Below are 25,324 nucleotides of genomic sequence, written 5' to 3'. Positions count from 1 at the left end.
ACCATGAGCTAATTGTAATTCTAACCCACCTAACACCAACAATTTAAATCGTCGACGCTAATTCGGCGCCCTGGCGTATCGCTCGTTTTGCATCTAGTTCTGACGCATAACTCGCGCCACCAATTATTTCGACATCTGCTCCAAGTGCTTTTAGTTCATCTGCAAGTGTCGTATTACTTAATTGACCCGCACATACAATGACATTATCCACATCGAGAATACGTGTTTCTCCATCGATAATAATTTCTAAACCTTCTTCGGTAAGTGCTTTGTATTCTACACCGGCCATCATATCGACCCCAGAACGTTTCAGTTCCATTCGGTGTACCCAACCAGACGTTTTCCCTAAACCAGCTCCAACTTTAGTATTTTTACGTTGCATTAAGTATATTTTACGAGTTGGCTGGTCTTCTTTTGCTTTTTAATCGCTCCACGTTCCGAATAGTCGGTATCTACGCCCCAATAGGCTAACCAATGTTCCAAATCTAATGTATGTGATTTAGGTTGCGTAAGTGCACATGCTACATCAAAACCGATACCGCCAGCGCCTATAATCGCAACGTTTTTGCCAACAGATTTATGATGCTTAAGGACATCTAAATAACCAAGAACCTTGTCTGAGTCAAAACCCGGAATTGGTAGTTTTCGTGGGGTTATACCTGTCGCAATTACGATTTTGTCAAAGTCACCAGCAACTAACGATTCCGCGTCTTTTGTTTCACCTAAATGCAAATGCACACCGAGTTGCTTTAATCGATTTTCAAAGTAACGAATCGTTTCATAAAATTCTTCTTTACCTGGAATGGTCTTGGCGATATTAAACTGACCACCGATAGATTGTTCAGCGTCAAATAAATGGATCTCGTGACCTCGTTCAGCCGCATAACACGCAAACGCCATACCCGCCGGACCCGCTCCGACTACAGCCAATTTTTTCGGTTCGACAACCGTCTTAAATAGTAATTCGGTTTCATAGCCAGCAACTGGATTTACTAAACACGTTGCCCTTTGACGTTGAAAAACATGATCTAAACAACCTTGGTTACAGGCGATACACGTATTTATCTGATCACTGTTATTTTCTTTGGCTTTATTAACAAAATCGGCATCCGCTAAAAAGGGTCGAGCCATCGAAACCATATCCGCTTGACCAGAGGATAATATTTGTTCCGCAACTTCAGGCGTATTAATTCTGTTGGTGGTGATTACAGGAATACTGACTTGTTGCTTAATGCGTTCTGTTATCCACGTAAAGGCTTTACGGGGCACGGAGGTTACAATTGTTGGTATTCGAGCTTCATGCCATCCAATACCGGTATTAAGTATAGTTACTCCGGCGGTTTCTAATAGCTTCGCTAATTTGACCACTTCGTCAAAAGTAGAGCCTTCATCAACTAGGTCCAACATGGACAATCGGAAGATAATAATAAAGTCAGGGCCTACTTTTTCTCGTGTTTGACGAACAATGTCTAATGCCAAACGCGTTCGATTTTCAAAGCTCCCTCCCCAGTCATCTGTTCGTTTATTGGTCTTCGGAGCAATAAATTGATTTATCAAGTACCCTTCCGAACCCATAATTTCCACCCCATCATAGCCGGCCTTTTGTGCTAGATAGGCGCAATTAACAAAGTCATTAATGGTCTTTTTAATACCACGTTCTGATAATGCCTTAGGTTTAAATGGAGAAATTGGTGATTTTATAGCAGACGCACTTACATTAAACGGATGGTAGGCGTATCGGCCAGTATGTAAGATTTGAAGACAGATCTTACCGCCTTCTTGATGAACCGCATTTGTAATTTTTTTATGTTTGTTTACATGCCAGAAGAAACTGAGTTGCGACCCTTTGGGTTCAACACGACCAGCAAAATTAGGCGCAATGCCGCCAGTAACTATGAGACCTACACCACCTTTAGCTCGCGCTTGATAAAAAGCAGCAAGCTTATCAAATCCATTTTTTCTTCCTCAAGCCCCATATGCATGGAGCCCATCAATACTCTATTTTTTAAAGTGGTAAATCCAAGGTCTAATGGTTCAAAAATGTGTGGAAATGACATGTTGTAAAACCCTTTTTATAATTATGGTATTACTCTACCCAACAACTGGTCGGACTTCAACTGTATATTTTGTTACAAGGTTTCCCTAAATACCTACTGAAATTATTTGCTTTTGGTCTTAGAATCAGAGTAATAAGCAATAACCAACAAAATCCATTTAAAGTCAAAGCAAGGAATATTATGCGTAGCGATCTATCTCAGAATAAACATTGGTTAAGAGATCTCATTAAAGCAAGTTGGAATGTCATAAATTTTAGTCGTCGAGTCTTTTTAAATATCGGTTTTATATTAGTATTAATTGCCTTATTCATCATTTTTAGTGCAAGTCAAACGGCTCCTATTGTAGTAAAAACAATTCCATTCTAACGCTAAACCTCGTTGGTGACATCGTCGAACAAAAAACGTTTGTCGACCCTTACGATGAGGTCATGGCTGATTTTGCGGGTAATCGAAATCAAAGTCCTGAAATATTATTAATCGACGTATTAGACGTAATCGCAGAAGCTAAAGACGATAATAAAATTAAAGCACTGGTGTTAAATTTACACAGTTTAAAAAATACCGGATTAAATAAACTGCAGGAAATTGCATTTGCTATTGACGAATTTAAACAAGCCGGTAAACCTGTCATTGCCTATGGCGACTATTTTAGCCAAAGCCAATATTACCTTGCGGCCCACGCCGATGAATTGTATCTGCATCCCATGGGGTCGATTAGTTTAGACGGATTTGGTCGTTTTAATATGTATTACAAAGCGGCTTTGGAAAAACTCAAAATCAATGCCCATATTTTTAGAGTGGGTACATTTAAATCTGCAGTAGAACCCTTTATTCGTGACGATATGTCAGCTGCCGCCAAAGAAGCAAATATCAATTGGTTAAGCGATTTATGGACAATCTACAAAGAAGACGTAGCGCAAGCTCGAAATATTGAAACCTCTAATTTTGATGAATCTTTAGATGATTTTTTAGAAAAGCTAACTCAAACCAATGGTAGTTTTTCGCTATTTGCATTGCAAAACAAATGGATTGATGGTCTTAAATCACATCAAGAATTAGATAGCTACTTAGCGGAAAAGTACGGTAAAGATGTAAATTACGTAAACTTTAATCATTACTTAGCGTCAATGAGTCAACAACTAGAGATGGAGCCTATGGATAAGGTCGCTATAGTCGTTGCTAAAGGCACTATTTACGATGGCAAGCGTAAACCCGGTGAAATTGGTGGTCAATCAACTGCTGCGCTATTAAAGCAAGCACGTCTTGATAAGTCCGTCAAAGCGGTTGTACTGCGTGTAGATAGCCCTGGAGGCTCTGCATTTGCGTCTGAATTAATTCGAAATGAAGTAGAAGCCATGAAACAGGCTGGAAAACCGATCGTAGTATCGATGAGTTCTATGGCCGCCTCTGGTGGTTATTGGATTTCAGCGTCAGCTGATGAAATTTGGGCCGCCCTTCTACCATTACTGGTTCAATTGGGATCTTTGGAATGTTCCTGACCTATGAAGATAGCTTAAGTGCACTAGGTGTAACAACCGATGGTGTTGCTACAACGGAACTTAATGGACTATCAGCCGTTCGTGCTTTAGATCCGCAAATGGGAAAAGTCATTCAACTCGCGATTGAACATGGTTATGACCAGTTTATTTCTCTTGTCGCAGAAGAACGTTCGATAAGTAAATCTGATGTAGACAAAATTGCACAGGGCCGAGTTTGGTCTGGTAAAACGGCTTTTGAAATTGGGCTTGTAGATAAGTTAGGTTACTTTAATGATGCCATTGATTCTGCAGCTAATTTAGCTGAGTTAAGTGATTACGATATTAAAGTCGTAGAAACAAAACTCAATCCAATGGAGCAATTCATGCAAGAGTTATTTAAAACGTACGGACCTAATTTAACTGACAACTTCGATATTCGTCGTCAATCAATTCAATCGCTCTTTGGCACCATAGCTACGCAAGCAGAAAAATGGACAGAAATGAATGATCCAGCAGGCGTTTACATTTACTGTTTGGAGTGCGACACCTTGCAGTAAAAACCAAATGAGCTGTAAACAAACTTTGATGCTACTAAAATCATCTTAGATTGGCCTCAACAAACAACAGATGAATTTAACGTACTTCTATTAACAAGATTGAAGTACGTTTTTTTAGCACATTAGTCCCGGTCAAGTTTTTAGTACAAAATAGAATGTTTCAAATGAACGATAATGCGAGACAATTTGCCTCGCCGATTTATTTAATTACAATGCCTTAAATTTACTTGGGTAGTGACACTTCTATGAACATAAACAAAAAACGTATTTATATCGCTTATACTGGCGGCACCATAGGAATGAAAAAATCTAAAAACGGTTATATTCCAGTACAAGGATATGTTTCTGATGTGGTAAAAGGGTTGACTGAACTGCACCGAGAAGAGATGCCTAATTTTGATATACACGAATACTGCCCTGTTATTGATTCTAGCAATATGACCCCTAATGACTGGCAGTTTATTGCTGATGATATACAAGCAAAATACGACCAATATGATGGCTTTGTGGTATTGCACGGTACCGACACAATGGCGTATACAGCATCTGCGTTGTCTTTTATGTTAGATAACTTGAAAAAACCAGTTATCGTTACAGGGAGCCAAATTCCACTTTCTGAAATACGCAGTGATGGACAACTTAACTTACTAAATTCGTTATATTTAGCAGCTCATTACCCGCTCGCTGAAGTTGGGTTATTTTTTAATAACAAATTATACCGGGGAAATCGCTCAACTAAGGCGGACTCTTCAGGGTTTAATGCTTTTGAAAGTCCCAATTGTGACCCGTTAATTACCGCTGGAATTCAAATCAACGTCGACCTAGGTCAGTTAGTTGTTACCCCGCCGCGCAATGAAAGTAAGTTAACTGTCATTCCAATTAAAGACCAACCAATTGGCGTCGTTAGTTTATACCCTGGAATATCCCATCAGGTTATTGCAAACATTCTTGCTCAACCTGTAAATGCGTTAATCATACAGAGTTATGGTGTTGGTAACGCACCGGAAAACGAAGCGTTATTGAACGAAATTGAGCAAGCCCATAAACGCGGCATTTTGGTTGTAAATCGAACGCAATGCCACAGAGGCATGGTTAACATGGAAGGATACGCCACAGGTCATGCACTTAAAGATGCAGGTGTATTGTCCGCGAGAGACATGACGCTAGAAGCTTGCCTTACCAAAATTCATCACTTGCTGAGTCAAGATCTTAGTTATGACGAAGTTCGAAGACGCTTTGAAATAAACTTAAAAGGTGAACTTAGTTTGTAGTTTATGTGCGGTCATTCGACTTATAGTCCAATTAAACAAAGAGACACGCATAAAAAAGCCAAATACACAGTATTTGGCTTTTTGCTTAATGGCTGAAATAGCCTAAGGGTTAGTTCATAAAGATTGGCTTGATCCTATCTAACAGAACTAAATCTGTTTCTTCAAATACTCCGGCTGTAAGCCACTCTTCTAATAAGTCTTGAGTAGAATATTCGATACCCTGTTCTAGTTTTTCCGACATTAAGATCATTTGTATTTCGTTACGTTTGGCTTTGTCTGCCGCTGGCGAACTAATACCGGCAATAAGTTCGAGTTTTATTGTCACAAGATGGCGGTCTGATTTACCATTTGTATTCAAGGCAGTTTGCCATGCTGCTTTAAGATGATTAACTTCGGCCTTTTCGCCAAGGGCTAAGCTTTTAACCGCAGCAAACAAATCAACGTAAACTTGCTTTTCTTGTAACTCTCGTTGTTTGCCAATCTGAACGTCACATACAGCGTTAATTTCTTGCCCCGTACGTTTCAGCTTTTCATATTGACCTTTTGACAATCCTTCGAGCGAACTTAGAACAGCCTCAACGTCGTCTATAACTGCTCGTAATTCACTAATGTCACTACCATTGTTCGCTCGCTCTGCTAGGTCTTTAAGCCTGTCGGCAAAGTCATCATAGATAGCTAACGATTGCTCTTTTTGCTGCTTATAAGCTTCTTCACGCTGCGCAAAAATAGGATTGTTTAGCGCCCTAAATTCTCGCCATAATTTTTGGTCAACATTTTTTCCAGCAAAACCGACTTTTTGCCACTTATTTTGTAGCCCTTTTAAGTTGTCAATCTTCGAGTCTAACTTGTCATCGGACTGAATGATCGCCTCTGCTTTTTAAGGATGTCACGTTTTTCTTGTTCATTATCGCTGTGATGGTCGTTAATGGCTTTACGAATTGGTGAGCAAAGCGTACGGTATTTTCCGTTAACTTCATCCACTTTTTCACGGTCAACCAAACCAGTTTCACGCCAAAGCTTTGTTAACTTAACAAATACAGACTCCAACTCACGCCAATCAGCGACTTGTGAACTTGTTAAATTATCGTTGAGTTTTTGCAGTTGTTCTAAAATAAGCTGCTTGGCTGCCAAACTATCACTGCGCTCTTTTTCTAACATTTGGTAATGTTCTCGACATGGTACAAATGCTTGCTCACATAAATCGTCAAACTGCTTATTTAACTCAGTTTCCGTATCGTCACCAGCATGGCCAAGACTTTGCCAATTTGAACGTAACAAACGTACACGATGAGCTTGTTCTGTAGGATCTGCTATAGGCGTCGTCGCGAGTGTGCCAATTTCTTCAAGCAACTCTTGTTTTTTAGGATTTGAAAAAGATCGCTCTAATTCACGCAGGCCATCTACTTGCTCTTGTAGAATTTGCCATTTATTTGTCAACTGAGTTTGTTGATAATCATTTAACTCTGCAAACCAAAACGTCAATTTCTTAAACAAACCAAATGCGTTATGGTAACGGCCTTCTTTTACAAGCCCTTCTAACTCCGCCATTTTACGACGCGTTTGATTAAACATTTGCTTTTGTTCGCGCTCTAATTGCCAAACGGGTTCTTGCAGCGCTGTTAATTTAACTTTGTATTCATTAGCAATGTTTTCAGGAAGCGCGATATTTGCCTGCGACACATTTTCCTGCCAACGCAATTTAATGGCTTTAAACTGAGGATTAAACACATTTAAAGACGCTAGATCTTTTGGCGCCTCTAACTGTGACAGCTCAGTAATCACTTGCGCAGCATTAATTATCGCTTGTTTTATTTGTGGGACTTGATTTGCACGATTAAAAATTGATTCGCAACGTTTGATTAATTGCGCTTTGTTTTGTTCAGTTAACGCTAATTCGTGACATTGCTTTGAAATAGAATTGATCGTTTCTGTGATTTGAACCTGATCAATTTCTTTTTCTTCCACGATAGACGAAGTGATTTGACCTTCCACACTGTCTAGTTGCGTATTGAGGGCAGTATAATTTTTATCTTGTTCGATGGCAGTTTGGCGTATAGCTTGTTCTTTTTCAAATTGCGCTTTAAGCGGCGCTAAAATACGTTCTAAGCTTACATTTATGGCGTTATATTTGGTAGCCAGTTCTGTTTGAACAGACTCGCTTAATAAGCTGATATCACGTTCATTGGCAAGCCATTCGGCGTTTAAACTTGTCATTTGCGATTGAATCACATCAAAATCGCTTTTTTCTTTTAATGCATTAAGTCGAGCCAACAACAACCGAACATGCTTTTCGATTTTAACCGGACGTTCCGCTTCTTCGGTAAGCACTTGAATTTTAGCGTTCACTAATTCAAGTTGAGCCGCTGTTAATTTTTAGAGAGTTTTCGTAACTGCCCTAGCTCATTGGTATTTTCTATGAGTTGCTTTTTTAACTCCGCTGATAAGGCTGAGTCTGTAATGGCCTTAAAATAAAGAGATTCTTTATCTAGTTTGTTAAGGACAGATAAAACTAACGATTCATCATCTAAGCTAAAAACCACTTTCTCAAGTATGTGGCTAATATTACATTCAGTAATAAATTTTGATTTTAAGCTCGCATCAATTTTTACGGAGCCCTTTCCTGTAAGACTATCGACGATAACTTTTTCAGCGTGCTTTTTAATCGGTTCTGATACATCGTGTTTAAATGCTTGCCACCACAATGCAAAATCACTTAATTTATCCAAAGCGGCGCGTCTAACTTGTCATTATTGTCGTTAAAAGCCAGTTCATGAATAATGGGTTTATTAGAAAGGTCACTCAATTCTAATTCGGCAATTGCCGCTAATCGGTCACTGACTTTTTCACTTAGCCATTTTTTTCTTTTAAAAGATTCTTAAATATCATTTTCGTCAAACCTTGCAATGTCGTTTGCTGCCAGAAACTCTTTTTTGAGTTCACTTTTGGACTTAACTACCATTTCACCATCTTCACCAATAGTGAAGTGCTGAGTAGACTTTTCGATTTTCGACTGATAGGCGATAACCAGTTGCAGAGCATTATCTTTTGCTCCTGTGTTGCAACACGGCCATTTTGCCACTTTCCAGTTTCGACAACGTATTTTAGGTTTTCGAAAACTTCGGGGGTTACACCCGCTAAAAGTTGTTCAATACTCATTATTTGTCCTTAATACTTTTGTCGTTTGGCGAGAATGATCCGAATTCGATTGACGATATACCACACAAAACCAATTACAATGGATGCCTGCGCCGCAACAAATTGCGGTGACTCCGGATCATCAAGTTTGTAGTACGAGAAACAACCTGCCAAAAATAACAACATAGCAATTATCTGATGTGTCATAAGGGTTTGGTTGGATTTTAACGAACGTATTTTGTTTAAACTATGAAGTTTTTCTTCTGTTAACTCGGTCATATCGAGTTCGCAGTGTGGGCAAGCTTTGTGTTTATCCGAAATGTTATTGGCACATTGGGGACATTTGATAATCGCCATATTGGTCTACCTAAAGGAGTTTTAAAATTTTACGGCAACACCGTAAACGCAGAAAGCACCCTATTAAAGGGTGCTGTTTTATCGAATCAATAATTACTTGGTATCGTTCTCTTTATTGAACTTAACCCAATAATCACCAACAGTTTCTTTCATTTCTTTGCGTAGTAATAAAATACCGAACAAGTTCGGTAATGTCATGACGACGATTGCGACCGCAGCTAATGTCCATATTAGAGATGTATCGGCATAAGAAGCCCAAAAGAACCCGGCAACATATATAACACGATATGGCATTACTGATTTTGCCCCTAACAAGTAGGTCATCGCACGGTCACCATAATAAGACCACGCTATTGCTGTTGAAAACGCAAAGAGTAATAGCCCGATTGTGACAATATATTTACCATATTCACCAAAATAACCTTGGGTGAATGCTTTGGTCGTTAAGGCCGCAGAGTGGATTAAGGAGTCACCTCGAACAATAATCTCGTCGTTTTTCAGTTGGCCACCAATAACTTTTAACTTACCGTTATACACATGGTCACTAAGGTAACAAAAATACAACGTTCTCAGCAAATGAACGTGAATTTAAAATTGTGAAGTCACCAGTAACCGCAATACCTTCACGGACAATGATTTCGCCATCAAAATCTTCAACTTTACTTGGTTGTCCATTTAAGTAACTGGATATTTCCGCAAAATCTTGTTCATTTTGTTGGCTGTAAGTGCCTTTCAATATTTCCATATCTGAGCGCTGGAATACATTTTCGTATTTTTGATGCCACGCACCAGAAGATAAGATCACCATACCTGTCAGTGTACAAATAATAATGGTATCAATAAACGGTTCTAAAATAGACACCATACCTTCTGATACTGGGTTATCGGCTTTTGCTGCAGCGTGAGCAATTGGCGCTGAACCTTGACCAGCTTCGTTTGAAAACAAACCACGGTTAACACCTTTAGTAAATGCATAGGCAAATGCGGCCCCGACAAAACCACCCGTTGCTGCGGAACCTGTGAAGGCTTCTGCAAAAACAGAGACAAATGAAGGAACAAGATTTTCGATGTTATAAAATATAACGCCTAATGCACCAATGATATAAAGAATTGACATCGCAGGGACAACGCGTGATGTAATGTACGCAATACGTTTAATCCCGCCTAAGATAACTAGCGCTAATAGAATCGCAAGAACACCACCTGTAACCATATGGTCAATACCAAATGAGTCGTGCATTGAAACGGCAATGTTATTAATTTGTGGCAGGCTGCCTGTACCAAATGAGCTGATAACCGTTGCAACGGCGAATAACACAGCTAACCATTTCATGTTTAAACGGCGGTCCATATAATACATTGGGCCACCAGACATAGTACCGTCTTCAGTTTTCACACGATATTTATGAGACATGGTTACTTCAACAAACTTAGTTGTCATACCAAAAAGGCAGTCATCCACATCCAAAATAGAGCCGCAGGCCCACCGATGGAAAGTGCTAAAGCAACACCACCGATATTACCAGTACCGACGGTACCCGATAGAGCCGTTGCTAATGCTTGGAAATGATTTGTATCACCTTCCGCTCCTTTTTTGTCGTACTTACCGGTAACTACTTTCCATGCATGTTTAAAATAACGAATTTGCGGGAATTTTAAATATAGCGTGAAAAAAACACCCGTACCGAGTAACACATACGGAAACCAAGGCGAGCTGCCTAAAATACTATCTAGAAAAACAAGTAGGTCATTAAAAGCCGTCACTGTTTGTTCCTTTTTGTTGTTATTGTTTTAATTAATGCGCGGCGTTATTTTTATTGATTACCGCGCAGTGTAGGGTAATTATTATCGTAACGTATCAACTACAGCTAAAATTGCTGTTAATACATCTGCGCCAAATTTAGCTGAACGAACATCGTTCCAACCATAGTCGACATCTGGTGCATTGTTGTGATCTTTAAATGGCATCTCAACCGTGTAGGCTAAACACTTAAATTGTTCACCTACCCAAGCTGAACCCACCGTTTTAAGCGCTTGGTAAGGTTCATCTTTTGGATACCCAAATTCATCTTGGAATTCAGGTGTCACTGCGGCATAAGATTGTTTAAACAGAGTTTCAAGGTCTCTGTGTTTCTGGTCGTAACTTTCAATACCTTCACAACCGGCCACAAAATTGTATGGAATTGCTTCATCGCCATGAATATCTAAAAACATATCAACACCTGTAGATAACATGTGTTCGCGAACGTAATAAACTTCTGGGCTATTTTCTTTACTTGGTGTTAGCCATTCTCGGTTTAAGTTAACGCCATTGGCATTTGTTCTTAAGTGCCCTCTTACCGAGCCATCTGGGTTCATATTTGGGACGATATAAAACACAGCTTTTTGCTGTAAAAGTCGAGACGTTGCATCGTCTAAATCAAATAAACGTTCTAACAGGCCCTCAACATACCATTCGGCCATCGATTCGCCAGGATGTTGACGTGCGGTGATCCAAATTGATTTTTGTGTTCTGCAGGTTCACCTACTTGGATAACCGAAATATCGCGACCATCGATGGTTTGACCTAGAGTCGTTAATTGCGTGTTGGGATTTAATTGTGCGCTGTGGATTAGATCTAAATGTCGTTCGTAGGAATATGGTACAAAATAGGCGTAAAATACGTGGTCAAATTCTGGGATATGGTTAATAACGAGTGGCCCATCATCATAATCAGTGTCGACTCTGAACCAAGTGTTACGGTCATATGAGGCCATAACATTATAATCTTTCCAACCTTCTGGGTAGGCTGACTGTTGAGCATTCAATATTTTAATTGTATGTTCTTCACCAGCTGAAGTTTCAAGTTTAAAATGAAACCATTGATAAAAATCAGAATTATTGTCTTTCTTTATATTTAACTGGATATCAGTTGCAGACTCTAAACGGACAACTTCAATATTTCCGCTGTCAAAATTACTGCTTATTTTCATTATATTTCACCAATTTGTTAAACCTAGATGAGGTTATCATATTCTATCTAGTTTTAACCATAGGATCTTGGTGATCTAGGTGATCAATGTTTATAAAATCAACGCTCTTAGCCGCATTCCCAATTCAGATGAATAGCCAAGCGATTTAGATACGACTTTTTGATCCGCATCCAGTAAATAATACGTCGGAAATCCAGTGATATTAAACTCATCTGCAACTTCGTTTGTTCCGAGTAAAACTGGAAAGTCCAACTTATGTTTAATGATCTTCATGTGAACATCTTCAATTTGTTGGTAGCTTAATACCACAGAAACAATATTAATTTCGCTTCCATAATCACGATAAAAGTCTTGAAGATTTGGTAGGCTAATATTGCAAACGCTGCACCAAGGGGCCCAAAAATAAATAAGCGTAGGCTTACCTTTTAACTGCTCAGAATTAACCGTCGTGCCCTTGACTGTTGGCATGATGAACCTATGAACAGTTTCATCATAGCTAAGCAACGATGTCTCTCGTATCGTACTCACTAGATTAAATACAAGGAACACAACTACAATTTGAGTAAGTATATTTTTAAACATTTTTAACCTCATAACAACGTCACTCTACAAGACCGTTCGAGACTGACTATTATTACAGTTAAAATGCGTAACGTGCATTTATACTCATTTGTCTTCTAGGCTGTGGAACCCCAAAGTCATTAAGTGATTGACGAGGTTCATAACCGTTATATTGATTGTCGTTTAGGTTTTCTACCGCAAATTGGAAAGACAAGTTGCGACCCATCTGATAATGCAAAGAAAGGTTTACAATAAATTGACTAGTTTCAGAGAAATATTGCTCGTTACCATCGGTAAACACCTGACTTATAGAACTTGCAGGGCGATAAATGACATGTACATTTGAACGCCACTTCTCATTGCTCCAAAAGAGACTTGCCGTTGCAAAATGATCGTACTGAGCATTTACTGTATCGCTAAATATATGCGTATAGGTGGCTCTGGCGGAGAGATTTGGGGCTATATCCACATTACTTAACAATTCAATACCATTTAATTCAGTACTGCCGCTGTTAAAGAAGGTAAATCGTTGATTACTGGGAAGCTCTTGATAAACAATTAAATCAGTCATTTTTGTATGGAACAAAGTGGTTTCTAACATGAGCTTGTCATTTGTCATTAGCCATTGTAACTCAGACGTTTCAACCAATTCTGGTTTTAGTGTTGAATTGCCAACTGTTACACCGTCGTTTGAATACAACTCATTAGTCACGGGGGCTCTAAATGCCTGCGAATAAATAGCTTTTATTTGATGCTGTTGGTCTAATTTTCTAATGTAAGCAATACGAGGAGAAAAAGCATCACCGGCACTATTATAATTTTCATAGCGACCACCTATAAATACTTTTTGCTGGTCATCGATTTGCCATTGTAATTCACCAAACCATGCGCGGCTTGTTATTGAGTCTTTTAAGCCTTCAAAATCACCTAGTTCAGATAATTTGATCAAACCATTTTGGTAATGCGCGTCAATTGCAGGACTTGTTGATTGGCCATCATCTGTAACATGCGTGGTTACCACACCGGCTTTTACTTGAGATTCTCGCTGAACTTCAACGCCTACACTAAATTCTAAACTTTCACTATATTGGTGACTGATATTAGCCTGTAGCGAATAGCGGTCAGTTCCCCAGTAAGGCCCTTGGAGGACATCATGGCTAAATGGTGCAATTCCCGATGATTCAATAAAGCCAGCGGACTCGATTATATGATCGGCATATTCTAATTGTGCACTTAATTGGGTCTTAGGATTAAATGAATACTGCGTTTTACCATACCAATATTGGTTTTCAGAAAGATAATAGTTAAGTGGATGATAACCATTAAGGTTAATAAACCCATCTTGTTTATGACTATCTTTTCGGTAACCGAGTTCAAAATTGGCATTTGACCAATTGATTGCCATCTGCTGATGTTCATATGGATTACGGGTTTCAACATCGTTTAACGTTTGTTGGTTGCTAATGATGAACTTCTGACCATCAGCTTCTATAAACGAAAAATTTGCGGCAAGCGTGCCATTAAATACAGATTCAGTTAATCCAAAGCTAAAACGTGATTGGCCATTGCTACCGATCCCTGCAGCTAAGTGATCATCCTTTTTTGTTACAATATTAATCACGCCTAAGAATGCATTGCTGCCATATTTAGCCGATCCTGGACCGCGTATTATTTCTACCTTCTCGGCCGTTTCCAAATTAATGAAAGGGGTATATACACTTGCTTTGCCAAATGAAACTTCGTTAATTCGCACGCCATCAATCATGACCAACACATAGCCGTTGTCGAGATAGACGCCTCTAGATTGTAGCTTTGATTGCGCCCCAACTTTCTCCCCTACTGTGGTTTGAAAACCCGGTACAAAGTTCATTAAGTCATAAAGATTGTCGACACCATATGCCTGAATATCACCACTGGAAAATACGGTAACCACAGAAGGAGATCCCGCAATTAACTCGGAGCTAAATCCTGCGACAGTCGTTTCAACTTGCAATAATTCTTCTATTGATAACGTGAATAAATCGCTATTGTCTTGTTTGGCGTGAGCAAAGGGGCAACCAATAATGTCGATAACAACAAGGATGATCTGACATCAATCATATATTTTCTCAAAATAACTCAAAGTCTTAAAAGATTTGTTTGGAAGATTAACCAAAAAACAAAAAAAGGTCACTGATTTTAGTGACCTTTTTAAAATTGTTTTTGTTTTTAAACAGGGAGTGATGGGTATTGAATACCTGCCATTTGTTGCATGACACGTACAACTTGGCAACTGTACCCAAATTCATTGTCATACCAAACATACAATACAGCGCGATTACCATCGACAATCGTCGCTCTTGAATCAATAACACCTGCGTATCGATTGCCCACTAAATCGGTAGAAACGATTTCGGTTGAGCTCGTGAAATCAATTTGGTCACGTAAATCAGAATGTAAAGCGACATCGAGTAAATGCTCATTTAATTCTTTTACCGACGTTTCGCGGTCTAAATTAAGGTTCATTATAGCCATTGATACGTTCGGGGTTGGGACGCGAATCGCATTGCCAGTCAATTTACCTTCTAATTCAGGTAACGCCTTAGACACAGCTTTAGCCGCTCCAGTAGACGTTAATACCATATTTAGCGCTGCGGCTCTGCCACGTCGTTCAGCTTTATGGAAGTTATCAATTAGGTTTTGGTCATTTGTATAAGAATGGACAGTTTCAACATGACCGTTGTTTATGCCATATTCATCATTTAACGCTTTTAACACCGGTGTTATTGCATTTGTTGTACAACTTGCGGCACAAACAATTTTATCGTCTTTTAAAACATCTAAATGGTTTACACCATAAACAATGTTTTTAATTTTCCCGCTCGCAGGGGCTGTTAACAATACTTTTGCTGCGCCTTTGGATTTAAGATGAAGGCCAAGTCCATCTTCGTCTTTCCAAATACCCGTATTATCTACGATTAAGGCATTACTAATTCCATATTTAGTATAATCAACTTCATCTGGTGAGTTGGCATATATAACCTGAATATAAGCACCATTTGCTTTTATTACATTTGCTTTTGCGTCAACGGTAATGCTGCCGTTAAATGGTCCGTGAACTGAGTCGCGGCGTAATAAACTGGCACGTTTTTCTAAATCCCCGTCTTTACCACCACGAACAACGATTGCACGTAAACGTAAATTAGCGTTAGGACCATTTTTTCAATAAGCAATCGAGCCAGTAAACGACCGATACGACCAAAACCATAGAGCACAACATCCTGCGGTTTTTCAGCCGGTGGCTGATCTAATACAAGTGCTAATTCTCGTTTTAAATACGCTTCTTTTGTAAGCCCTTCCCCGGCGTTTTTAAATAAATAACCGTAGGCTAATTTACCAAGGTCTACTTTTGCAGGATTCAAATTAAGATTGTTAATGATTTCTAAAAACTCAAAACTTTCTTTAAGTCTTAACTTGTGGTCTTCATATTTAGAAACTGTTTTATGTGCTTTGATAACATCAATTGTAGAAGCAGAGACAAGTGGACGACCATAGACGCAAATTTCAATACCACGATTACGATACAACATACCAATAAGCGGTTGCATACGTTCTGCAAATTCTTGTCGCACTAACCAACTTTGTTGATATTGCTGTTCTGGAGTTAAAGTCATTCTTTCTACCTTCAATTAATTAACGTTGCGGGATAACTAGATGTAAAGCACCTAAAAACGAACACATTGTAAAGGAACAAACCAAAACATGAAAGTTATTTTGTACTATTACACACCTTGCAACAAAAATGACAATTAACTGAACAACGTGACTATTGTTTATCTTTTATAAATTGGCAAAAACGGAGTCGTTTCATGCTTTATAGGCACATACGCCTGAATATGTAAGCCCCCTAAGACGGTATAAAAGAAAGTGACAAAGAATTAACACAATACCGCTTACCAGTTTCGGTCGGGCCGTCATCAAAAATGTGCCCTAAATGGGAATCGCAATTAGTGCACAATATTTCAATTCGGGTCATGCCATTTGAGTGGTCCTTAATATATTCGACGGCCCCGTCAATGCTTTGGTCAAATGCAGGCCAACCACAGTGGGCATTAAATTTTGAATCAAAAGTAAACAAAGGTGCTTGGCAACATGTACATACATAAAGGCCTTTTTCACTGTGGTTTAAAAATTTGCCTGTACTTATGGATATTCCGTTCCTTTTTTCCGCGTCACTTTAAATGCTTCTGGACCAAGTTGTTCCAGCCACTGTTCATCGGTTTTTACTATTTTTGACATTTGTCACTCCTGCTTAATCGAAACGTTAGTTTAGTATAGACATAAAAAACCACATACTGTGATGTGGTTTTTTCGTATTATATTTTTACGATGGGTCGATCTTTATGACTCCATTCGACATGGTATTTTTTGCCAGCGGCTTTATCTGTACGTGCAAAAGTATGCGCCCCAAAAAGTCTCGTTGCCCTTGCAACAAATTAGCTGGTAATACCGCGCTACGATAAGAATCATAATAAGCTAAAGCGGATGAAAACCCTCCAACCGGAATGCCCATCATAGTTGAGTTTGCTACAGTTCTACGCCAATTAGATTGAAACTTAGATATTTGTTCAGAAAAAACGAGTCCATTAACAAGTTGGTTAAGTCTTCATCACGTTGATAAGCTTCAGTGATCGACTGAAGAAAAACAGCTCTAATAATGCAACCAGCACGCCAAATTTTAGCTATGCCTGCAAAATCTAAACTCCATTCATATTCTTTAGCGGCCATACTCATAAGTTGGAAGCCTTGAGCATAAGCACATATTTTAGAACAGTACAAAGCGTCGTGTAGTTCTCTAATAACCGTGTCTTTATCTAAATTCATTGTTGAAATATCAGGACCAGCCAAAATCGTTGATGCCTTTACTCTATCTTCTTTTAATGTCGACAGAGCGCGTGCATAGACAGCTGATGTAATGGTTGGTGAAGGGGCACCGATTTGCAGTGAACTAACCGCAGTCCATAGTCCAGTCCCCTTTTGACCTGCTTGATCCAAAATAATATCGACCAAAGGCAATTGTGTTTCAGGGTCAATGTGCTCTAAAACTTCTGCACTGATCTCAATTAGGTAACTATTTAATTCGCCTTTATTCCAATCTCTAAAAATCTTGGCGATTTCACTAGGTTGCATATCCAACCCAGTTCGCATGATATTATAGGCTTCGCAAATTAACTGCATATCAGCATATTCAATACCATTGTGGACCATTTTTACATAGTGACCACTGCCGGTTCCACCGATATAAGTGGCACAAGGCTCGCCTTCTAACACTGGATTTCTGGTTCGAAACGTTCAATTGGCTTACCGGTAGTAGAGTCTACTTTAGCGGCAATGGCTTTCAACATAGGTGCTATACGAGTCCATGCATATCGGTCACCACTTGGCATCAATGAAGCACCAAAGCGCGCGCCAACTTCTCCACCCGAAACCGCAGTAGAAAAGAACAAAAGCTTACCTTCAAAATCTTTTTCGCGTTGAACTGTGTCAGTCCATAAGCTATTGCCAGTATCAACAACAATATCGTCGGCTTGTATACCGGCGTCGATAAGTTTATGACAGACGTCATCAACTGGCTTGCCTGCTGGTACAGATAACATTATCAAATGAGGGGATTTTAGTTTCGCTAATAGTTCGGTATAAGAGGTACAAGGAAAAATACGCTGAGGGTTTTCACCTCGTTCAACTTCATCTTGTTTTATTGCGTCATTAACTTTGTCTGTGTCTAAGTCGAATGCAGCAATTTTGTAACCATTATCTGCTAGGTTTAAAGCTAAATTTTTGCCCATAACACCTAGGCCAATAAAACCTACATCACACAATATTTCTTGGTCTGACATTTTACGTCGCCTCTTAATCCGAACCAAATTCGGCATAGCCTGAAATTTGGCGCGGATTATACAAAAACTATCCTTCCATTCATACCGTCAAGAACAATTAATTATACAAAGGAACAAATTCCAATATTAAAGTTAACTATCCGGCACAGGTTTAAAGGTCACTTTAAACCTTAAAAACGAATTAGGCTGTTTGAGACTTTTGACCAATAACACAATTATCGTAGTCGATTTTCCACAAACTCATGCTATTTGCATTTTGTTTGTATAACGTTGTTCCGACCGAAACATGTTCGTCAGCATAAGGTTTAGACGTATCTATTACTAATGTTTTAGTGAGCCCGTCTGGCACGTTATAACCAACGTCTTTATTTGAAGAATTAAAGATCAATAACAGTTGGTAACATTTATCTTCGTCAGCAACGAGTAAACCTATAGGCATTGATTATAATGATTGTGCCAATCTTCAATCCGTTTCTCTTCGCCATCTGGCCTTATCCAACTGACTTTATGATGATAAGTGCTGTGTTCAAAATTATCATCCGGCAGAAAACAATGTTTTAACACAGAGAAGCGCTTTCTAATTTCGATACAACGTTTCATAAATTGTAAAAATGCCGATTGACGACTGTCAATTGACCAATTCACCCAACTAATTTCGTTGTCTTGGCAATAAGCGTTGTTGTTGCCGTTTTGTGTACGACTTAACTCATCACCAGCTAAAAGGTGGGGATCCCTTGTGAGAAGAGCAAGGTCGCAACTAAATTGCGTTTATGTAATTCGCGTTTATCAACAATTGCAAATTCAGATGTTGGCCCTTCTACGCCATAATTTTTAGAAAAATTAGCGCCATGTCCATCACGGTTATTTTCTAAATTAGCTAAATTGTGGCGATGGTCGTAACTCACTAAATCTTGTAACGTAAATCCATCGTGGTAACAAATGTAGTTTACTGACGAAAGTTGACTTCGTTTTCCTTTACGAAATACATCTCGCGATCCTAATATTCGACTCGCAACTTCAGGTACTAGGCCTTTCTCACCGTTCCAAAACTTGCGAATACCGTCGCGATATTTATCGTTACATTCATTCCAATAAGCGGGAAGTTACCTAATTGATAGCCTTCTGGCCCAATATCCCAAGGTTCAGCAATTAATTTACATTGACCAACAATAGGATCTTGAGCGATGGCTTTGAACAATGCCGATTTACGATTAAATCGCTCACCATTTCGGCCCATAGTTGCCGCAAGATCAAATCGAAATCCGTCTACCTGCATTTCAGTTAACCAATAACGAAGTGAGTCCATGATCATACGTAAACTGAAGTCGCTGTCACAATTAACTGTGTTGCCACAACCGGTATAATTGGCGTAGTCTAAGCAATAATCATCGTAAGTCATAAGGTAAAAGTCGAATTCAGCTAACCCTCTAAAACTCAGAACAGCGCCATCTTTACCCGCTTCGGCAGTATGGTTATAGACCACATCTAAAATGACTTCCAAGCCATTTTCGTGGAAAGTTCTAACTAAGGTTTTAAACTCGACAACCGCGTTATGTTTGGCGTATCTTGGATCTGGAGCAAAGAAATTTATTGGGTTGTATCCCCAATAGTTAGTTAGTTCCAAGTCTTCAAGTCGGGGCTCCGACATATAGGAAAACACTGGCATTAACTGCACACTGGTAACCCCTAACGATTTAATATGTTTGATTACATTAGGATCGCATAGCCCTAGATATGTACCTCTATTTTCTTCAGGGACTAACTCATTGAGTTGTGTAAATCCTTTTACGTGTGTCTCATATAATATGGTTTCTTCGCGAGGGGTTTTTGGCTTTGTCACCCCTTGCCAATCAAAATCAGGCGATTTGAGAGTAGATTTAGGAATGAAAAATGGACTATTTTCTTCATACAGACTTTTATTCCAAATAACAGGACGATTTATCCCCTTTGAATATGGGTCGATAAGCAATTTGTCATTAACTTGCTTGCCCTTATTCTCGTCTTTTGTATCGCTTGTACTGCATATAACCAGTCACTATTTACCCCCAAAAATTCGGCATGAAATACTTTGCCGGTGCGGTGGGCCAATTCAACTACAGCCACTTCCTCTTCAGTATCAGGTAAGAAAAAATGAATAAATAATTGCGTCGCATCAGATGCGAAGACTGCGATGTTTAGTTTCTCTGCTTGCCAGCTCACTCCAAGCGGGCAAGGGCTGCCCGTTTGAGGTGAAAATTGTTTAGTTTGAGCCATAGTAACCATTTAGTTGTTGTGGTAGTCATTCAGACTTGCCGTTAAAACGGCAAATCATTTACTTTAATTTTAAAAAGATGGTGCTCAAAGGTGGCAAATTAACAAGTAGACTATTTGCCTTATCGTGCCATAACTGTGGTTCAGAATTTAGCGGTTCACCCGCTGAATAGTTACTACCCCAGTAATACTCACTGTCAGAGTTAAATATCACTTTATATTCGCCAGCTTGAGCGACACCAACGCGATAGTTGTTTCTAGGAATAGGCGTAAAGTTGGAGATTACAATTATGTTCTCGCCTTTGCTATCTGTACGCATAAATGACACGACACTGTGTTCAGCGTCAGAATGATCAAGCCATTGGAAACCGCCATGTTCATGATCTAATTCATGAAGCGCGGTCTCGCTACGATACAATTTGTTCAAATCACGATATAAGTTTTGCATACCCGAATGTTTATCAAACTCTAAAACATGCCAACTTAAACTTTGATTGTGGTTCCATTCTTCGCATTGACCAATTTCATTCCCCATAAAGTTTAGTTTTTACCTGGGTGAGCATACATAAACGAAGCGTAACAACGAAGATTCGCCGACTGTTGCCATTCATCCCTAAGGCATTTTACCCACTAGTGAACCTTTGCCATGAACCACTTCATCATGGGAAATCGGCAAGACAAAGTGTTCGTCGTAGTTATACACCATTGCAAACGTAATATCATTGTGGTGGTAACGACGGTACGACGGATCTTTAGATATGTAATTTAGCGAGTCGTGCATCCACCCCATATTCCACTTAAAGTCAAAGCCTAACCCACCATGTTCTGACGGTTTAGACACGCCAGCAAACGATGTTGACTCTTCTGCAATGGTCATAGCATGTGGGAATTTGGCATGAACATCGTCATTCATCCAACGCAATAAACTTATTGCTTCGTAATTATGATTCCCGCCGTCAACATTTGGTATCCATTCACCTTCATTACGTGAATAATCCCAATACAACATAGACGCAACCGCATCAACACGCAGCCCATCAATATGAAACTTGTCAACCCAATACAAAGCGCTTGCAACTAAAAACTGTCTGACTGTGTCTTTACCATAGTCATAAATACATGAGTTCCAATCAGGGTGCCAACCGCGACGTGGGTCTTCGTATTCGTAGACATTAGAGCCGTCAAATCGAGCTAATCCATGGGCGTCTTCTGGAAAATGAGCCGGAACCCAATCAACGATGACCCCGATATCATTTTTGTGACACTCGTCTACAAACGCTTTGAAATCGTCTGGGTCACCAAATCGTGAAGTTGGTGCAAATAGACCGGTTGGTTGATAGCCCCAAGAACCATTAAATGGAAACTCAGTTACTGGCAACACTTCTAAATGGGTGTATCCCATATCTTTTAAGTAGGGAATAAGTTCCTGTGCCATTTCTTGATAAGAAAGCGAAACCTGTTCACCGTCAATAATTTTAGTCCGCCACGAGCCTAAATGAACCTCATAAATTGACATCGGTTGACGGTAAACATTTTGTTTCGGTTTAGACATCCAAGAGCTGTCTTGCCATTGGTATTGATTATGGTCATAAACTACAGAGGCAAATGATGGGTATTGGTCATGGCTAAAGCCAACAGGATCGGCTTTATGTGGAAGACTATGCCCATGCGCATCTTTTAATTCAAACTTATACTTATCGCCTGCAACAACACCCGGTACGACTAATACAAAATGTCCACAATCGGTTTTTGCATTGGTAAAATACGACCATCCCATTCATTGAAATCGCCTATTAAGCTACAACTCATGGCATTTGGAGCGAATACGGCAAAACGTGTTGCAGATACGCCGTTTTCTAATGTGATTAATTGTGCACCGAGTTGTTGATATATGTTTTCGGCGGCTGTCGCCAAATAATGAACAGCATGATACGCCTCAACCTTATAAAAATAAGGGTCGTTAATTTCTTTTTCTACGTTATCAACAGTCGCAACTAGCTTGTAATTAAAGTAATTTTTTCTTCGAGGAAACTGTTTTTCAAACAAGCCGTTTCTAACTTCGACTAATTCGCCTAAATTTTTGCCAGTTTTTACATCTAATACCACTACCTTACTTGCCTTAGGTTGCCATACTCGAAGCATAATGCCTTTATTGTTGTCGTCTGTATTGCATACCAAGATGTTCAAATGGAAAGGTTACGTTAGCTTGATTAAGTCGATTTACCAAGGCATTCGGTTGTTGCATATTTATTCCTTAACAAAATTCTAAATGCGAAACATCGTCTAAGGCATTTACCACCTTAGACGATGCTTTAAATTACAGTATTCGTTAGTCCCTATTCGAGTCAATTAATAACTTTTTATCCATTGACTAAAATAAATACCTAAAATATTAATTTCACTTCTTATTTTTTACCATCCTAAGACGCTGATTGTCGAGCTTTTGTCAGTTCATTTGTTAGATGATTTATTTCATTGATAGAAAATATGTCTTCTAAGTTAGTACTGAGCTTACGTCGCCAATTTGGATATTCTGAACTTGTACCTGGAATATTCACCGGCATGTCCATCTGTAACCAGTCTTCTAACTGTAAACTTAACAGAGCAGAGGCCCCTTTAGCCATATGAATTTGCATGCCGTAGTTCAATGCTTGTGTCATCGGCACTTCATTCGCATCTTTCCCAATTTCTTCTGGCAAAGAATTATGTCCATGTAAACTATCTAAAATACATTGTTTGGCATGTATACGGTCAGCATATAAATTTTTGATGAGTTCTTCACCTTCGTATAGTCCAAGTTGTTGACCAAGTTCTAAATCTTTACAGTGCCAATAGCCAATGAGGGTTGGCATATCATGTGTCGTCAACGTTGCCATTGCTTGTTCAACATAATGTTTTGGCGAGTAGAAACCGCCATCCTCGGCCTGCTCAAAGAAAAACACTTTATAAGAGTGAATACCATTTTCTTTTAACTTGCCTACGATATTGTCTGGCACAGTACCTAGGTCTTCACCAATGATTGAACATTTATTTAAATGGCTTTCTAACGCCAATATTGCTAATAAATCATCAACCGGGTAATAAACATAAGTGCCCTCTTTCGCTGACTCACCCGCCGGAACCCACCACAATCTCAATAATGCCATTACGTGGTCGATTCTAAGCGCACCACAAGCATGCATATTGGCTCTAAATAAATCAATAATTGGCTGGTAGGCTTGTTGATAAAGTCGTACGGGATCCATTGGTGGTAAACCCCAGTTTTGGCCGAGCGGGCCTAATACATCTGGAGGAGCACCAACCGATGCGTCTGTACGATACAAATCTTTATTTGCCCAAATTTCTGTCGAACCTTCGCTAACCCCTACGGCTAAATCTCGATAAGTGCCAATCGCCATACCTTTGGCTTTGGCGAGTTGATCGACATCTTCTAATTGTTGCGCTGCTACAAATTGCAGATACATATAAAAATCGACTAAATCACTATGTGCTTTTGCAAATGATTTTACATCTTCAGAATCATAATCACGGAAACCTTCCGGCCACACAGGCCATCCCCAATTGTCGCCGATAAATTTACCTTCGGCTTTAAAAGAGTCTTGAATGGCGTCAAAGGTTGCCATTTGCTTTAAGCTATCGCCACCAAGCAGTTTAAAGTCCGCAAATGCTTTGGCCGTTTTGGTATTTTTAGAAACTTCATTTGCTACAAAAAACGAATATAACGGCTTTAACGCTTTTAATTTAAGATCCATTACAGACCCATAATCAACGTCGTTTGTTTGCTTGGCTAAGTTTAATTGCGCGATAAAATCGTCAGATGCAACTAGCTTTTGAACGTCTTTGCTCTCGTTAAAGCCAACAACACTCTGGACATCGATATAAATAACATTAAGCCAACGTCGAGAAGACGGGCTATAAGGGCTACAGGCGTCAGCATTGTTTGGGTACAAAGCATGAATTGGGTTTAGACCAACAAAGTCAGCTCCACGGTCTGCCACTTTATCAATTAATACTTTGAGGTCATTGAAGTCGCCTACCCCCAGTTACGAGCACTACGTACACAGTAAAGCTGAATACTAGGGCCCCACATTTTTTACCCTGAATTAAGGCTTGCTGTTTATAACATTCTTGTGGCGCTACAATTAACTTTCCTTCGCCTAATGCCTCTTCTACGCCTTTTTCAAATAACTCGATTTTGTAATAACCCATATCAAGTTCTTCGTTAAATTCAAATGCATATTGTTGTATTTCGACATCACGGATCTCAACAGCGGCGATAAGTTCTTGCTCTACAGCCACAAATTCAAATTCTTGAATAACGCGATTACCCTGAGATATCTTTAACACCAAAGGATCATTGGCAAAATCGATTGGTAATTTAAATAGTAATCTGGTCACTGAACCTGTTCGAACCACAGTTACAGGTTCGACAACACAAAGCCAACTTTGTTCTGCCTCATCATTCACTTTTTCAATTAATGCCGCTTCGTCATGGACTGGATATCCCATGGCTGCAAGAATTTTTTCTTTAGATTCTTGTTTAATTACTGCGCGTGTCCCCCATGCGTCAGTGTATTCCGATTCTATACCGCGTGCCTGAACAAGTTGTTCGACTAATGATGCATTCATGCTCATTCCTATGCTATGGAAATTAAAGAGAGTTTGTGGAGTTTGACCCAAAAAAATGTTCACTCCCACCCAGTCAGGTTGTAACTATAAAAGCGTTTTGGCTTCTATTACCACTACATACGTTTGCATAAGATAAGTGCGGCATTTTTATATAGAAAACTTGCTAAATTTCGTTAGTAGG

Annotated in this window: 15 protein-coding genes and 10 pseudogenes; 3 read left to right on the top strand and 22 right to left on the bottom strand. The window is 39.3% G+C overall.

The window, feature by feature from the left end:
* Nucleotides 1–43: 43 nt before the first annotated feature.
* Nucleotides 44–2,057: pseudogene (locus PN838_RS01795) on the bottom strand (oxidoreductase).
* 69 nt (nucleotides 2,058–2,126) lie between these two features.
* Here PN838_RS01795 and PN838_RS25915 point away from each other — a divergent pair.
* The 3 genes and pseudogenes from PN838_RS25915 to ansA all read left to right on the top strand — a co-directional run bounded on the left by PN838_RS25915 (nucleotide 2,127) and on the right by ansA (nucleotide 5,363).
* Nucleotides 2,127–2,423: a hypothetical protein gene (locus tag PN838_RS25915; RefSeq protein WP_334313253.1), complete on the top strand. Its 297-nt coding sequence runs from the start codon at nucleotides 2,127–2,129 to the stop codon at nucleotides 2,421–2,423.
* A pseudogene (sppA, locus tag PN838_RS25910) lies at nucleotides 2,417–4,092 on the top strand (signal peptide peptidase SppA). Before PN838_RS25915 ends, sppA begins: the two are co-directional and overlap by 7 nt.
* 251 nt (nucleotides 4,093–4,343) lie before the next feature.
* Complete coding sequence (gene ansA / locus PN838_RS01785) at nucleotides 4,344–5,363, top strand: asparaginase (protein WP_272182491.1); 1,020 nt, start codon at nucleotides 4,344–4,346, stop codon at nucleotides 5,361–5,363.
* Nucleotides 5,364–5,472: 109 nt separating this feature from the next.
* On the opposite strand, the gene PN838_RS01780 is transcribed toward ansA, so the two are convergent.
* The 21 genes and pseudogenes from PN838_RS01780 to malQ form a co-directional block, all read right to left on the bottom strand.
* Nucleotides 5,473–5,913: a hypothetical protein gene (locus PN838_RS01780; RefSeq protein WP_272179587.1), complete on the bottom strand. Its 441-nt coding sequence runs from the start codon at nucleotides 5,911–5,913 to the stop codon at nucleotides 5,473–5,475.
* A 290-nt stretch (nucleotides 5,914–6,203) separates the two neighbouring features.
* Nucleotides 6,204–7,709, bottom strand: a complete 1,506-nt coding sequence (locus PN838_RS01775; RefSeq protein ID WP_272179586.1) for a DUF349 domain-containing protein — start codon at nucleotides 7,707–7,709, stop codon at nucleotides 6,204–6,206.
* A 20-nt stretch (nucleotides 7,710–7,729) separates the two neighbouring features.
* Nucleotides 7,730–8,089, bottom strand: a complete 360-nt coding sequence (locus PN838_RS01770; RefSeq protein ID WP_272179585.1) for a hypothetical protein — start codon at nucleotides 8,087–8,089, stop codon at nucleotides 7,730–7,732.
* Between the two features lie 149 nt (nucleotides 8,090–8,238).
* Nucleotides 8,239–8,442 (bottom strand): hypothetical protein, encoded by a 204-nt coding sequence (locus tag PN838_RS01765; RefSeq protein WP_334313565.1) that lies wholly within the window; start codon nucleotides 8,440–8,442, stop codon nucleotides 8,239–8,241.
* An 11-nt stretch (nucleotides 8,443–8,453) separates the two neighbouring features.
* Nucleotides 8,454–8,519: pseudogene (locus tag PN838_RS25900) on the bottom strand (hypothetical protein); the annotation flags it as partial.
* 9 nt (nucleotides 8,520–8,528) lie between these two features.
* Nucleotides 8,529–8,855, bottom strand: a complete 327-nt coding sequence (locus tag PN838_RS01760; RefSeq protein WP_215962839.1) for a hypothetical protein — start codon at nucleotides 8,853–8,855, stop codon at nucleotides 8,529–8,531.
* A gap of 93 nt (nucleotides 8,856–8,948) precedes the next feature.
* Nucleotides 8,949–10,619 (bottom strand): annotated as a pseudogene (locus PN838_RS01755) (alanine/glycine:cation symporter family protein).
* An 81-nt stretch (nucleotides 10,620–10,700) separates the two neighbouring features.
* Nucleotides 10,701–11,827, bottom strand: a pseudogene (locus tag PN838_RS01750) (M14 family metallopeptidase).
* A gap of 90 nt (nucleotides 11,828–11,917) precedes the next feature.
* Nucleotides 11,918–12,409, bottom strand: a complete 492-nt coding sequence (locus PN838_RS01745; RefSeq protein ID WP_272179584.1) for a TlpA family protein disulfide reductase — start codon at nucleotides 12,407–12,409, stop codon at nucleotides 11,918–11,920.
* Nucleotides 12,410–12,467: 58 nt separating this feature from the next.
* Nucleotides 12,468–14,381 carry a TonB-dependent receptor plug domain-containing protein gene (locus PN838_RS01740; protein WP_272179583.1) on the bottom strand — a complete coding sequence of 638 codons (1,914 nt, stop codon included), beginning with the start codon at nucleotides 14,379–14,381 and terminating at the stop codon, nucleotides 12,468–12,470.
* 215 nt (nucleotides 14,382–14,596) lie between these two features.
* Nucleotides 14,597–16,041 (bottom strand): annotated as a pseudogene (locus PN838_RS01735) (glyceraldehyde-3-phosphate dehydrogenase).
* 233 nt (nucleotides 16,042–16,274) lie between these two features.
* Nucleotides 16,275–16,666: pseudogene (gene msrB / locus PN838_RS01730) on the bottom strand (peptide-methionine (R)-S-oxide reductase MsrB).
* Between the two features lie 85 nt (nucleotides 16,667–16,751).
* Nucleotides 16,752–17,605, bottom strand: a pseudogene (locus PN838_RS26870) (NADP(+)-dependent, decarboxylating phosphogluconate dehydrogenase).
* An 86-nt stretch (nucleotides 17,606–17,691) separates the two neighbouring features.
* Nucleotides 17,692–18,264, bottom strand: coding sequence for an NAD(P)-binding domain-containing protein (locus PN838_RS26865; protein WP_370660997.1), 573 nt, complete (start codon nucleotides 18,262–18,264; stop codon nucleotides 17,692–17,694).
* Between the two features lie 181 nt (nucleotides 18,265–18,445).
* Complete coding sequence (locus PN838_RS01720) at nucleotides 18,446–18,703, bottom strand: hypothetical protein (RefSeq protein ID WP_272179582.1); 258 nt, start codon at nucleotides 18,701–18,703, stop codon at nucleotides 18,446–18,448.
* Complete coding sequence (locus tag PN838_RS01715; protein WP_272179581.1) at nucleotides 18,694–18,909, bottom strand: hypothetical protein; 216 nt, start codon at nucleotides 18,907–18,909, stop codon at nucleotides 18,694–18,696. The genes PN838_RS01720 and PN838_RS01715 overlap by 10 nt, the downstream gene beginning before the upstream one ends.
* 71 nt (nucleotides 18,910–18,980) lie before the next feature.
* Nucleotides 18,981–19,169 (bottom strand): hypothetical protein, encoded by a 189-nt coding sequence (locus PN838_RS01710; RefSeq protein WP_272179580.1) that lies wholly within the window; start codon nucleotides 19,167–19,169, stop codon nucleotides 18,981–18,983.
* A 119-nt stretch (nucleotides 19,170–19,288) separates the two neighbouring features.
* The gene (locus PN838_RS01705; RefSeq protein WP_272179579.1) at nucleotides 19,289–20,233 is read right to left on the bottom strand and encodes an alpha-amylase family glycosyl hydrolase; all 945 of its coding nucleotides are present in this window, start codon (nucleotides 20,231–20,233) and stop codon (nucleotides 19,289–19,291) included.
* A complete protein-coding gene (locus PN838_RS01700; protein WP_272179578.1) occupies nucleotides 20,203–20,517 on the bottom strand; it encodes an early set domain-containing protein in 315 nt (104 codons plus the stop codon). Before PN838_RS01700 ends, PN838_RS01705 begins: the two co-directional genes overlap by 31 nt.
* A 58-nt stretch (nucleotides 20,518–20,575) precedes the next feature.
* Nucleotides 20,576–22,759 (bottom strand): annotated as a pseudogene (gene glgB, locus PN838_RS01695) (1,4-alpha-glucan branching protein GlgB).
* A gap of 175 nt (nucleotides 22,760–22,934) precedes the next feature.
* Nucleotides 22,935–25,143, bottom strand: a pseudogene (malQ, locus tag PN838_RS01690) (4-alpha-glucanotransferase).
* Nucleotides 25,144–25,324: the final 181 nt, after the last annotated feature.

This window comes from Psychrosphaera algicola (genome assembly GCF_028401425.1).
GTDB lineage: Bacteria > Pseudomonadota > Gammaproteobacteria > Enterobacterales > Alteromonadaceae > Psychrosphaera > Psychrosphaera algicola.
Note: the sequence above shows the minus strand (reverse complement) of the source record. Positions and strands in the feature narration are given on the sequence as shown.